General features: G+C 63.5%; 12 protein-coding genes. 9 read left to right on the forward strand and 3 right to left on the reverse strand.

The features are described from left to right. Nucleotides 1-8 precede the first annotated feature (8 nt). Nucleotides 9-1,520, reverse strand: coding sequence for a sugar ABC transporter ATP-binding protein (locus NKH52_RS19680; protein WP_127294777.1), 1,512 nt, complete (start codon nt 1,518-1,520; stop codon nt 9-11). An 81-nt stretch (nt 1,521-1,601) separates the two neighbouring features. Next, nucleotides 1,602-2,681, reverse strand: coding sequence for a substrate-binding domain-containing protein (locus NKH52_RS19685; RefSeq protein WP_127294775.1), 1,080 nt, complete (start codon nt 2,679-2,681; stop codon nt 1,602-1,604). Nucleotides 2,682-3,004: 323 nt separating this feature from the next. On the opposite strand from NKH52_RS19685, the gene NKH52_RS19690 reads away from it, so the two are divergent. The 9 genes from NKH52_RS19690 (at nt 3,005) to NKH52_RS19730 (ending at nt 11,325) form a co-directional block, all read left to right on the forward strand. Beyond that, on the forward strand, nt 3,005-3,655 hold the full coding sequence (locus NKH52_RS19690; RefSeq protein WP_023809404.1) for an SGNH/GDSL hydrolase family protein: 651 nt from the start codon (nt 3,005-3,007) through the stop codon (nt 3,653-3,655). A 57-nt stretch (nt 3,656-3,712) separates the two neighbouring features. Continuing rightward, nucleotides 3,713-4,807 carry an ROK family transcriptional regulator gene (locus tag NKH52_RS19695; protein WP_352732804.1) on the forward strand — a complete coding sequence of 365 codons (1,095 nt, stop codon included), beginning with the start codon at nt 3,713-3,715 and terminating at the stop codon, nt 4,805-4,807. A 135-nt stretch (nt 4,808-4,942) separates the two neighbouring features. Next, a complete protein-coding gene (locus NKH52_RS19700) occupies nt 4,943-5,635 on the forward strand; it encodes a helix-turn-helix domain-containing protein (RefSeq protein WP_352732807.1) in 693 nt (230 codons plus the stop codon). 3 nt (nt 5,636-5,638) lie between these two features. Next, entirely contained in the window at nt 5,639-6,718 is a 1,080-nt protein-coding gene (locus NKH52_RS19705; protein ID WP_292458686.1) for an extracellular solute-binding protein, read from the forward strand. Nucleotides 6,719-6,742: 24 nt separating this feature from the next. Beyond that, nucleotides 6,743-7,651: an ABC transporter permease gene (locus tag NKH52_RS19710; protein WP_352732810.1), complete on the forward strand. Its 909-nt coding sequence runs from the start codon at nt 6,743-6,745 to the stop codon at nt 7,649-7,651. Beyond that, nucleotides 7,648-8,436, forward strand: a complete 789-nt coding sequence (locus tag NKH52_RS19715) for an ABC transporter permease (RefSeq protein ID WP_352732813.1) — start codon at nt 7,648-7,650, stop codon at nt 8,434-8,436. The genes NKH52_RS19710 and NKH52_RS19715 overlap by 4 nt, the downstream gene beginning before the upstream one ends. Nucleotide 8,437: 1 nt before the next feature. Then, the gene (locus tag NKH52_RS19720) at nt 8,438-9,547 is read left to right on the forward strand and encodes an ABC transporter ATP-binding protein (RefSeq protein ID WP_352732816.1); all 1,110 of its coding nucleotides are present in this window, start codon (nt 8,438-8,440) and stop codon (nt 9,545-9,547) included. Nucleotides 9,548-9,576: 29 nt separating this feature from the next. Beyond that, on the forward strand, nt 9,577-10,959 hold the full coding sequence (locus tag NKH52_RS19725) for an NAD(P)/FAD-dependent oxidoreductase (protein ID WP_352732819.1): 1,383 nt from the start codon (nt 9,577-9,579) through the stop codon (nt 10,957-10,959). Between the two features lie 9 nt (nt 10,960-10,968). Then, nucleotides 10,969-11,325, forward strand: coding sequence for a cupin domain-containing protein (locus NKH52_RS19730; protein ID WP_023809412.1), 357 nt, complete (start codon nt 10,969-10,971; stop codon nt 11,323-11,325). Nucleotides 11,326-11,342: 17 nt separating this feature from the next. Here NKH52_RS19730 and NKH52_RS19735 read toward each other — a convergent pair whose 3' ends face one another. After that, the gene (locus NKH52_RS19735; RefSeq protein WP_352732822.1) at nt 11,343-11,609 is read right to left on the reverse strand and encodes a BrnA antitoxin family protein; all 267 of its coding nucleotides are present in this window, start codon (nt 11,607-11,609) and stop codon (nt 11,343-11,345) included. Nucleotides 11,610-11,708 lie beyond the last annotated feature (99 nt).

Consider the following 11,708-nt stretch of genomic DNA (forward strand, 5'->3'; position numbering starts at 1 on the left):
GCAGCCCCCTAGAGCTGGCGCGCGGAGCCGCCCGTCAGGGCCGCGTCGAGGATCTTGTGTTCCGTCGCCTGCGCCGCCGGCATTTCGGCAACGATGGTGTCGTCGTGGACGACGTAGATGCGATCGCAGAGCCCGATCAACTCGATCGTCTCGCGCGACAGCACCAGCACGGCGCCGCCCTTGGCGGTAAAGTCGCGCAGCAGGTGGTAGATCTCGGACTTGGCGCCGATGTCGACGCCGCGGGTCGGCTCCTCGACCAGCAGAAGATCGAGATCGGCGGCCAGGTAGCGGCCGAGGAGAACCTTTTGCTGGTTGCCGCCCGACAGGGAGCCGACCGGCGCGGACGGCCCTGCCGCCTTTATGTTCATGACCTCCATCATGCGGGCGATGACGTTTCGATACGGCCGCGCCGGCGCGAGTTCGGATCGCCTCGAATGCAATCCGATGGCGATGTTGTGGGCGATCGGCAAAGCGAGGAAGAGCCCCTCTTCCTTGCGGTCCTCGGGAACGAAGCCGACCCTCAGCTGCTGCAAATGGCGAACGCCTGATGATGCCGGGAGCGGCATTTTCAACGCTTTGCCGTTGACGGAAATCGTCCCGGCGAAGGGATGATAGCGGCCGATCAGCGATCTCAGGAAGCGCTGCTGGCCCTGTCCCTCCAGGCCGGCCAGGGCGACGATCTCGCCCTTGTGCAATGTCAGCGACAGCGGCCGCGATATCTCGGTGATCCTCAGGTTCTCGACGCGCAGTATCTCGTCGCCTTTGTTATCAGTACGATCGGGAAAAAGGTCCTGGAGTTCGCGTCCGACCATCATGGCGATGAGTTCGTCGGTGGTGATCTCGGACACCATCCTGGTGCCGACCAGTGCGCCGTCCTTCAGCACCGTCACCGTGTCGCACAGCTCGAAGATCTCCTCCATGCGATGCGAGATGTAGACGACGGCCTTTCCCTTATCGCGCAGCCGGCGGATGTTGCGGTTGAGCACATCGACGTCGGCTGCGTTGAGCGCCGCCGTCGGCTCGTCGAGGATGAGCACGCTGGCGTCCGCCTGGATGCAATGCGCGATCTCGACGAATTGCCGCTCGGCGATCGTCAGGTTGGAAACGAGTTGCGACGGGTCGAGCGTGAGGCCGAGTTCGCCAAGAGCCCTGGCGGTCTGGCTTTTCATCGCGGGATAGTCGATCGAGCCGAACCGTGTCGTCGGCTCCCGGCCCAGAAACATGTTCTCGGCGATCGACAGATTGGGCAGCAGCGAGTGCTCCTGGAAAACGGTCGAAATGCCGGCATCCAGCGCGTCGCGCGGCGACTTCAGATCGAGCTTTTCCCCGTTCATGAAGATCTCGCCGAAATCGGGCTGATGCACGCCCGCCAGGATCTTCATCAACGTCGATTTGCCGGCGCCGTTCTCGCCCATCAGGGCGTGGACGCTGCCCGCCTTGAGATCGAGGGAAACGGAATGGAGCGCCTTGCTCCCTCCGAACGCCTTCGAAATGTGGGACATCTCGATAAGATTGGTCACGAAACCCTCGAACGAACCAAATTCAACACATGGAACGGCCTGCGGGGAATGCTTGTCCACTCCCCACCAGCCACGGCGCCGTCACTTCTTGCCGTAATATTCCTTGAGCTTGTCCTCGGGCAGTTCGCTCGGCCACCAGACATTGGCCGTCAAATCGTCGCGGTAGTATTTGGCGGCCTTGTGCTTATCCCAGCCGTCGGGGTTGTAGACATAGCGCTTGTAGAGTTGTTGACCCTCGAGCAGAGCGACAGCGGCGCGCACGCCGGCCGCACCCTGAGCGGGGCTGTATTCCGGCGAGATCGACTTGAATCCGTCCGTGATCCACTGGCCGAAATAGCCATTGTTGCCCTCGCCGGAAATCGGCGGAACGGGCGTGCCGAACTGCTTGAAGACATCGACGCAGGCACGCGTCATGTCGGCGCCCGACGACCAGATGCCATCGACCTGCGGATTGTTCAAATAGAGCGTCTCGCACAGCTTCTTGGCCTTGTCATACTGCCAGTCGCCATGCTCCTCGGCGATGATCTGCACATGCGTGCCCTTGAGCGATTCCAAGAGGCCGTTGTAGCGGTTGGTGTCTTCCGGATGGCCGGCCAGGCCACGCAGGACCCAGATCTTGCCGTTGTCGCCAACGGTCTTCACCAGCCAGTCGCCCATCACCTTGCCGAAGTGCTCGGCGCCGCCCTGGATCTCGGTGGTGTAGGCATCGGAATCGATGCGGCCGGTGTGAAGGATGACGGGGATGCCGGCGGCGACCGCCTTGGCGATGCTGGCATTCGCCGATGTGCTGGTCACCGGCTGAACGATGATCGCGTCGACATGCTGCGCGATCAGATCCTCGATATCGGCCACCTGTTTCTTCTGGTCGAAGCCGGCATCGAGCAGGATGAATTTCGAGATGCGCTTGTCCTTGGCCGCGGCATTTTCCGCCTCATGCGCCACCTGCACCGTCCAGGTGTTGGCGTTGACGCCGAAGTCGCTCATGCCGATGACCCAGGGCGGGTCCTTCTTGAACGCGCCGGCCGCGGTCATGCGCGTGTCGTCGGGGCGTGGCGCGACGCCGTCCATCAGCTTGACATCTTCCGCATGCGCCAGGGACGACACGGCAAGCGCTGATACGACGAGCACTCCCAGACCGACGGTTTTCAGCAATCCTAACATTGAATTCTCCTCCTTGTGGTTGCCCCGGCCTTACGAATTCGCACGGGCCGCGAGACGCTCTCCCAATGCATGCTCGTCGTCGCAAACCGACCGATGCACGCAATTCTCCCGCCCCCGAACACATGCGTGTCGAGGTCCAACCTGGGCTGGACGATGGTGACGGTTGAGAACTCCTCCGGGCACTTTAGAAGCACAGCGGATTCGGCCTGTCAATAGTTAGTCATGTTGAATGACTATTCTCTTGCTTGCCTTTCATCGCTCCTCTATCCATCATGAATGGCGCTCGCTGGCTTCGGCGCGCTGTCAGTCCCGGCGGGAAAAACATGCGATCAGTCTTGTGCTACGGCGACTCCAACACGCACGGCCAGATCCCCGGCAGGGGGCCGCTTGAGCGCTATGGTCCGGGTGAACGCTGGCCGGGGATATTGCGTTCTCAGCTGGGCCCTGACTGGTATGTCATCGAGGAAGGATTGAGCGGCCGGACCACCGTCCACGACGATCCGATCGAGGGCGCCCACAAGAACGGCCGAACCTATCTTCGCCCTTGCCTGCAGAGCCATGCGACGCTCGACCTCGTCATCATCATGCTCGGCACCAACGACCTCAAGATCCGCTTCAACAAACCGCCGTCGGAAGTGGCGATGGGCATCGGCTGCCTCGTCTACGACATCAAGGAGCTGGCGCCCGGACCGGGCGGCTCGACGCCCGAGATCATGATCGTGGCGCCGCCGCCGATGCAGGACGACGTCAAGGAATGGAAGTCCATCTTCGCCGGCGCGCCGGAGAAATCGCGCCTGCTGGCGCTCGAGTTCGAGGTTCTGGCGGACTCGCTCGAACTGCACTTTTTCGATGCCGGCTCGGTGGTGTCGTGCAGCGAGGCGGACGGCTTTCACATCGATGCCGAGGCGCACAGATTGCTGGGCACCGCACTCGCCCGCGCGGTCGATGCCATCGGCTGGAGCCGCTCGACATGAGCAACCATGCCGCCGCCAGGCAACGCGCTCTTACCGACGGGGCGACCCTTGCCTGACATGAGATTCGCACCACCCAATCCCTTGCGCATCGCCGATCGTGCGAGCGGGCTGAATGCGTTGAGCGTGCGCAGCTACAATGAGCGGCTGGTGCTGTCGCTGCTGCTGCAGAACGAAGGCATTTCGCGGATGGAAATCGGCGAGAAGACTGGCCTGTCGGCGCAAACGGCCTCGGTCATCGTCCGCTCGCTTGAGCAGGAAGGCCTGGTCTCGCAGGGCGAGGCGCAGCGCGGCCGCGTCGGTCCGCCCACCATCCCGCTTTCGCTCAACCCGGAGGGCGCCTATGCGGTTGGCGTCGGCTTCAGCCGGCGCAGGATCGACATCGCGCTCATCGACTTCATTGGCACCGTGCGCTTCCACAAGCAGTTGCCGGCGGATGAAGCCAATCCGTTTCCGCAAAGCAGCGATTTGCTGGGGGCGATCGGGCAAGCCATGACGAGCCTGCCGGTCGACGCGCGCAGCCGCGTTGCCGGCATCGGACTGGCTGTTCCCGACGAAGTCGACGCGATGGCTGCAATTCGTAACGGATCGAGCACTTCCCTCAAGGCTCTGCAAGGCGAGATCGAAGAGCAGAGCAAGCTGCCGGTTTTCGTCCAGAACGACATCACCGCGGCGGCCGGCGGCGAAAGCATGTTCGGCGTCGCCAAGCCGCTCAACGACTATTTGTTCTTCTATCTCGGAGCACGGCTGCAGAGCAGGCTCATCCTCAACCACCAGATCTACAAGGGAAACTCCAGCGCCAGCTTCGATCATGGCCTTGTGCGCCTGGAGAGCGAACTGACAATGCGCGGGCGCCCCTCCGAAATCATCTGGAGTAGCAGCCCTGAATGGCCGGACCTCGGCGAGGCCTACAGCGAATGGCTGGGGGAATGCTCCAACCGCCTGAAAGCCTCGATCTCCGCACTGACCCAGTTTGTCGAATTCAGGACGGTCGTCCTGTCCAGCTATGCGCCGCAGAAGATCGCCAAGGCCTTGTGCGCCGACATCAGCCGGGAATTCCCCGGCATCGAAGCGCTGCCCGCGCGGGTCAGCATCAGCCCGAAGGCCGTCGGCGCGGCAAGCCTGCCGTTCAGTTCGCGCTTCATGATCCAGTGATCGAGCCGAACCGGCGTTGCCGGTCTGCCGATCATGCACCCTCTGCAGGTCCACCGATGATTTTCAGGTGACCAAGCGAATCTACTTGCCAGGACGCCTCACTTAATAGCATGTTAAGTGAACCCTGAGATCGCCATGAAAATCGCTGCGGATCACGCACTCAATGACAATGCCGCAACCAGCGCCGAAGCGCGCCGCTCGACGGTATTGGGCGATCGCATCAAGGCCTATCGCACCACGCGGCGCCTGACGCTGCGCCAGCTCGGCGACATGATCGGCACCACCGCCAGCTTCCTGAGCCAGCTCGAGCGCGGCCTTTCTGGCGCCAACACCAGCACGCTGATGCTGATAGCCAACGCGCTCGGCATCAGCCTCGCCGATCTTTTCGACGAATGCGAAGTCTCGCCGCATGCGGTGCTGACACGCGCCGAGCGGCCGGCGCTGCCGACCAGCGAGGGCTACCGCAAGACGCTGCTGTCGCGCCGGCCGATCCGCGAGATGGAAGTCTATTGCGGCGAGTTCGCCGTCGGCGGCTCCACCGGCGACGTGCCCTACACGCACGGCAACGCGAGCGAGATGTTCCTCGTGCTGCGCGGACGCGTGCAACTGACGCTCGGCGACGAGAGCTTCACCCTCGAAGAGGGCGACAGCATCGAATATTCGACCTCGACGCCGCACCGGACCATCAATGTCGGCGATACGGTGGCCGAAGTGCTGTGGATCATCGCACCGCCGACAAGCGGCGCTGTCGACCTCGATCAATATGTAGCCCGGAAAACGCTCGCGCCCGGCCTGCCAAAATCAAACAGCGAGCCATCGGAGGGTTAGAAAATGGGAAGCAGATCAAGATTGGCCGGATTTGTCGGTGCCGCCGCACTGGCCTTGCTCGCAGCCGCCGCTCACGCGCAGAACGCGCCGCCGGCCGGAACCGTCGTCGACGGCTCGTTGAAGGGCAAGACGCTGACCTTCGTCTCCTATGGCGGCATCTACCAGGACGGCCAGGTTGCCGCGCTCAAGGAATTCGTCGACAAGAGCGGCGTCAAGCTTTTGAACGACGGACCGACCGAGATCGCCAAGCTTCAGGCGCAGGTCGAATCAGGCAATGTGACCTGGGATGTCGTCGACACTGACGATTTTCCGCCCTTCGTGCATTGCGGAAAACTGTTCCAGAAGCTCGACCTGACCAAGCTCGACATCTCGCACATCCCGCCCGGACAGGTCGGCGAATGCAGCGTGCCGGCGATGAACTACGGCATGGTCCTGATGTACAAGAACGACACGTACAAGGACAATCCGCCAAAGGACTGGAAGGATTTCTTCGACACCGCGAAATTCCCCGGCACCCGCGCCATCGACGGCAGCGGCAGCCCGCTCGGCGGCCTGATCGAACAGGCCATCCTGGCCGACGGCGGCAAGGTCGACGCCATGACGCCTGCCGATATCGACAAGGGCATCGCCAAGATCAAGGCGATCGGCCCCGACACCATCTTCTGGAAGACCGGCGCAGAATCCCAGCAGCTTGCCGAATCCGGGGAGGCCGACATGATCATCATGTGGACTGGCCGCGCCATGACGGCGGTCAAGAATGGCGCTGCCTATACGCCGGTGTGGAAGGACTGGCTGGTCGTCATGGATCAGCTGACCATCCCGGTCGGCGCCAAGGACCCTGATGCCTCCTACGCGCTGATCAACGCCTATCTCGGCAAGAAGTCGCAGGAGATCCTGACCGAGCAGACCTCCTACTCGCCGATCAACAACGAGGCACAGCCAAAGGTCGACGCGTCCGTCGCCGCCTTCCTGACCAACACGCCGGACCACGCCAAGCTCGGCTATCAGCAGAACATCAAGTTCTGGGTCGCCAACTTCGCCGCCGCGTCCGACAAGTGGACGGCGCTGATGGCCGGCAACTGAGCCGGCTATCACTGAGGTGACGGCGTGAGCCAGACATCGCATACGCCGACGGCCGGGGGTGACAATCCCCGGCCGGTGGCTGCCATACAGGGGCCGCAACGGCGCCTGCGCCTTGCCGCCTATCCTTCACTGCTGGCGATGCCGGCCTTGGCTCTGCTCATCGCCGCGATGGGCTATCCGCTTTTGACCGTCACGCTGCGCAGTTTTTCGGACCCGGCCTGGGGCCTGCAGAACTACGTCTGGTTCTTCTCCACGCCGGTGAACGTCACCGTCCTGTGGCGCACCTTTTCCATCGCCGCCTGGGTCACCATCGTCTGCGTCATCGCCGCCTACCCCTACGCCTATCTCATGACGGCGGTCGGGCCGCGCCTGCGGCTGGTCCTCATCCTGTGCGTTTTGGTGCCGTTCTGGGTCAGCGGCGTGGTGCGCACCCTGGCCTGGGTCATCCTGCTGCAGGATTCCGGCATCATCAATTCGGTGATCAGGCTGCTCGGCTTTGACGGCGTGAAGCTGATCCGCACGCAGACCGGCGTCGTCATCGGCATGGCGCAGGTGTTGCTGCCGTTCATGATCCTGCCGCTCTATTCGGTCATGCGCGGCATCGATTTGCGCCTCGTGCAAGCGGCGCGCAGCCTCGGTGCGCGCCCGGCACGCGCCTTCCTGCAGATCTATCTGCCGCTGTCGCTGCCCGGCGTCTTTGCCGGCGCCATCATCGTCTTCATCCTGTCGCTCGGCTTCTACATCACCCCTGCCCTGCTCGGCGGCCCGCGCAGCACCATGCTGTCGACGCTGGTGCAGAGCCAGGTGCTTAGCCTGCTCAACTGGGGCCGTGGCGGCGCCATGGGCGTCGTGCTGCTGGTCGCGACGTTCGTGCTTCTGGCGCTCGCCGCACCGCTGATGCGCCAGCGCCACAAGCAGGCGTCCAGATCATGAGACTGGCACCGTTCCGCATTCTGCTCGGCCTGTTCTGCCTGCTGGTCGCCGTATGGCTGGTGATGCCGACGCTGGTCATCATCCCGATGTCGTTCAACGAGAAGAAGTCGCTTGCCTTCCCGCCGTCCGGCTTCTCGTGGCAGTGGTACGCGAATTTCTTCACCAATCCCGACTGGCTGTCGAGCTTCTTCAATTCGCTCAGGGTCGCAGGCCTCGTCGCCGTTGCCGCCACGCTGATCGGCACGCTGGCGGCGCTCGGCCTCAGCCGCATGAAACATTCCGGCGCCGGCCTGCTGCGCGCCATCCTGATCACGCCGATGATCGTGCCCGGCGTGGTGCTGGCGATCGGCATCTATGCCGTCTATCTCGACTACCAGCTCGTCGGCACCACCACCGGCTTCGTCATCGCACACACGATGCTGGCAATCCCCTTCGTCATCATTGCCGTGTCGGCAAGCCTCGAAGTCTTCGACGTGCGGCTGGAGACGGTGGCGGCAAGCCTCGGCGCCAATCGCTTCACCACGTTCCGCACCGTGACCTTGCCGCTGATCGCGCCCGGTATCCTGTCCGGGCTTTTGTTTGCCTTCGTCACCTCCTTCGATGAAATCATCGTCGCGCTGTTCATCACCAGCCCCTACCTCAAGACCTTGCCGGTGCAGATCTTCACCAGCATCACCCGCGACGCCGACCCGACGGTGACGGCCGTCGGAACCATCATCTTCATTGCCACGACGCTGATCATCAGCGCCGGGCTGATCATCAGCTCGAAATCGACGAGGAGTTGAGATGACTGCGAGGGAACGTGGCGCGGCCATCGACATCAAGGGCGCAACCAAGCGCTACGGCAATTTCACCGCGCTCGACGATGTCAGCCTGCATATCGAGCCCGGCGAGTTCATGACGCTGCTGGGGCCCAGCGGCTCGGGCAAGACGACCACGCTCAACATCGTTGCGGGCTTCACCGACCTCACCGCAGGCGATCTTGCCGTCGGCGGCAACAGCATCGTCGCCCTGCCGGCGCACAAGCGCAACATCGGCGTCGTGTTCCAGCACTACGCGCTGTTTCCGCACATGACGGTCGGCAAGAACGTCGCCTATCCCCTCACCTTGCGCGGCATGGACAAGCAGGCGCGCGACCGTCTCGTCGTACGAGCACTGGACATGGTCAAGATGGCCGACTTCGCGCATCGCTATCCCTCAGAGCTCTCCGGCGGCCAGCAACAGCGCGTGGCGCTGGCGCGTGCCATCGTCTTCGATCCGCCGCTGCTCCTGATGGACGAACCGCTCGGCGCGCTCGACAAGAAGCTGCGCGAATGGCTGCAGCTGGAGATCAAGCGTATCCACCGCGAACTCGGCACCACCTTCGTCTATGTGACGCACGACCAGGAAGAAGCGCTGGTTCTGTCCGATCGCATCGCCGTCTTCAACCAGGGACGCATCGAACAGGTGGGAACCGGCCGCCAGCTCTACGACGAGCCGACGACCTTGTTCGTGGCGAAGTTCATCGGCGAGTCGACCAGCTTACGCGGTGATGCCCAGACGTCCGGAAACCAGACCAGCCTGACGATCGCCGGCCAGAAGATCGTTGCCGGCGGCAAGCTGCCCGGCGGCCGCAAACCGGTGGTCCTGCTGCGGCCGGAAAAGCTTTCGCTCGCCGACACCAACACGCCACCCGCCGCCGGGCAGAACAGCCTCACCGGTGAGGTCAGCGAAGCGATCTATCTGGGGTCGGGCTCGAAATACCAGGTGACGCTTCGCGACGGCTCGGTCGCCATCGTGCGCTCGTCGCTGGAAGCCACACCGTTCTCGATTGGTGACACGGTCGATCTGCGCTGGTCGGTCGTCGATGCAAAACTTCTTGCCGACGACGACCGCGCCGACATGACGATGACCTGATCGCTCTTTTCCCCGCAGGATTTTTAGACATGGACGCCAAAGTCAACGGCAACGTCTCGTTCTGGTATGCCGACATCGGCCTGCCGGCCTATCGCGCGCCGCTCCCGGGTGACCTCGAAGCCGATGTCTGCATCGTCGGCGCCGGCTACACCGGCTTGTGGACAGCTTACTATCTGAAGAAGGCCGATCCTTCGATCCGCATCGCCATCGTCGAAAGGGAGTTCGCCGGCTTCGGCGCGTCGGGCCGCAATGGCGGCTGGCTGTCCGGCGGCTTCAGCTGGTCGCGCGAGAAATATCTGCGGACATCGACGCGCGGCGCCGTCATCGACATGGAAACGGCCATGCATGGCACGGTCGACGAAGTGATAGAGGTGACCGAGGCCGAAGGCATCGATGCCGACATCCGCCGCGTCGACAATCTGACGGTCGCCACCAACCCGCCGCAGCTCGAACGGATCAAGGCCGCCTATGCCGATGCGATCGGCTGGAGCGTGCCGCAGGACCGCGTCAGCCTGATCGGTCAGGCAGAGGCCAGAGCCCGCATCAACATCAAAAATGTGCTTGGCGGCTATATCCACCACGGCACCGCACGCGTGCAGCCGGCCAAGCTGGTGCGTGGGCTCTCCGAAGCCGTCGAGCGGCTTGGCGTGCCGATCTACGAGCAGACCACCGTGACCGGCATCGAGAAGGGCAAGGTCACGACGAACCGCGGCACCGTGCGCGCGCCGATCATCATCCGCGCCACCGAAGGGTTCACGGCCGGCATATCAGGCAATGAGCGGCTCTGGCTGCCGCTCAACAGCGCGCAGATCATCACCGAGCCGCTGCCGCAATCGCTATGGGACGAGATCGGCTGGGAGGGCCATGAGCTTCTCGGCGACGCCGCGCACGCCTATTGCTATGCGCAGCGCACAAGGGAAGGCCGCATCACCATGGGCGGGCGCGGCGTGCCCTATCGTTACGGCTCGCAAACGGATGTGCGCGGCCAGACGCAGCAGGCCACGATCGAAAGCCTGCACGCGATCCTCACCCGGCTTCTGCCGCAGACAGCCGGGCTTCGCATCGACCACGCCTGGTGCGGCGTTCTGGGCGTGCCGCGCGACTGGTGCACGACATCAGGCCTCGACCTTGAAACCGGCATCGGCTGGGCAGGCGGCTATGTCGGGCTCGGCGTCTCAAGTTCCAACCTTTCGGGCCGCACGCTGCGCGACCTTATCCTGCGCCGCGACACCGAACTGACCCGCCTGCCCTGGGTCAACCGCCAGGTGAGCAAATGGGAGCCCGAGCCGATGCGCTGGCTCGGCGTCCACTCGATGTATCAGCTCTATCGCGTCGCCGACGAGCGCGAGGAAGCCGGCCTCCAGCATACGTCGAAACTGGCCGCAATCGCCGACCGCATCACAGGACATTGAGAGACCGCCATGACCGACTTCCAGACCTTCGCCCATCTCGCTTCCATCGACCTCGGCGAGCCTGAGCCCAAGCCGACCTCGATCAGCGGCGATCAGCTCGAAGCAGCGAAGACGCTGTGGACCTCGCCTGACGGCACACTGGAAGTCGGCGTCTGGGAGTGCACGCCGGGCCGCTTCACCGCATCGCGCGAGAGCAATTCCGAAACCTGCCACATCGTGTCAGGTCGGGTCTCGCTGCATGGTCCCGATGGCCGCAGCGAGGACGTCGGTCCGGGCGAAATGCTGGTGCTGCCGAAAGGCTGGAAAGGCGAATGGACGATCCACGAGAAGACGCGCAAGCTCTATATCCTGCACTTCGAGGCGTGAGCTGACTGGAACAGCCGCTACTCGTCGTCTGAACGATCATCCTCGGCAACAACAGGCTTGCCTTCTATCGCCTGCCGCAAGGCGTCGTTGATGCGGTCCTGCCAGCCCGGCCCATCCTCCTGGAAGTGGTCCAGCACGGCGCGATCGATCCGGATCGAAACAAGCTCCCTGACGCCTGGAGCGGCGAAGGGCTCACGAACCGGCGCGGCCGGCTTCTTCACCGGCTTGAAAGCCGCCTCGGCGGCCGTCATCGGATTTGTCGGTCGACGCGGGGGATTTGCCATCGGATGACCCTGACTGAAGACGATTCGTGCACGACGTGGCACGCTTGCGCCACCATAGCCCAACCAGCGCCGTCGCGCAGGCCCCTTCGGTCGGGGCAA

It is taken from the genome of Mesorhizobium sp. M1066, assembly GCF_040318635.1.
GTDB lineage: Bacteria > Pseudomonadota > Alphaproteobacteria > Rhizobiales > Rhizobiaceae > Mesorhizobium.

Bases quoted from the DNA above. Each gene is read 5' to 3' on its own strand.
- NKH52_RS19685 (WP_127294775.1), bottom strand. From the start codon at position 2,681: ATGTTAGGATTGCTGAAAACCGTCGGTCTGGGAGTGCTCGTCGTATCA.
- NKH52_RS19690 (WP_023809404.1), top strand. From the start codon at position 3,005: ATGCGATCAGTCTTGTGCTACGGCGACTCCAACACGCACGGCCAGATC.
- NKH52_RS19695 (WP_352732804.1), top strand. From the start codon at position 3,713: ATGAGATTCGCACCACCCAATCCCTTGCGCATCGCCGATCGTGCGAGC.
- NKH52_RS19700 (WP_352732807.1), top strand. From the start codon at position 4,943: ATGAAAATCGCTGCGGATCACGCACTCAATGACAATGCCGCAACCAGC.
- NKH52_RS19705 (WP_292458686.1), top strand. From the start codon at position 5,639: ATGGGAAGCAGATCAAGATTGGCCGGATTTGTCGGTGCCGCCGCACTG.
- NKH52_RS19715 (WP_352732813.1), top strand. From the start codon at position 7,648: ATGAGACTGGCACCGTTCCGCATTCTGCTCGGCCTGTTCTGCCTGCTG.
- NKH52_RS19720 (WP_352732816.1), top strand. From the start codon at position 8,438: ATGACTGCGAGGGAACGTGGCGCGGCCATCGACATCAAGGGCGCAACC.
- NKH52_RS19725 (WP_352732819.1), top strand. From the start codon at position 9,577: ATGGACGCCAAAGTCAACGGCAACGTCTCGTTCTGGTATGCCGACATC.
- NKH52_RS19730 (WP_023809412.1), top strand. From the start codon at position 10,969: ATGACCGACTTCCAGACCTTCGCCCATCTCGCTTCCATCGACCTCGGC.
- NKH52_RS19735 (WP_352732822.1), bottom strand. From the start codon at position 11,609: ATGGCAAATCCCCCGCGTCGACCGACAAATCCGATGACGGCCGCCGAG.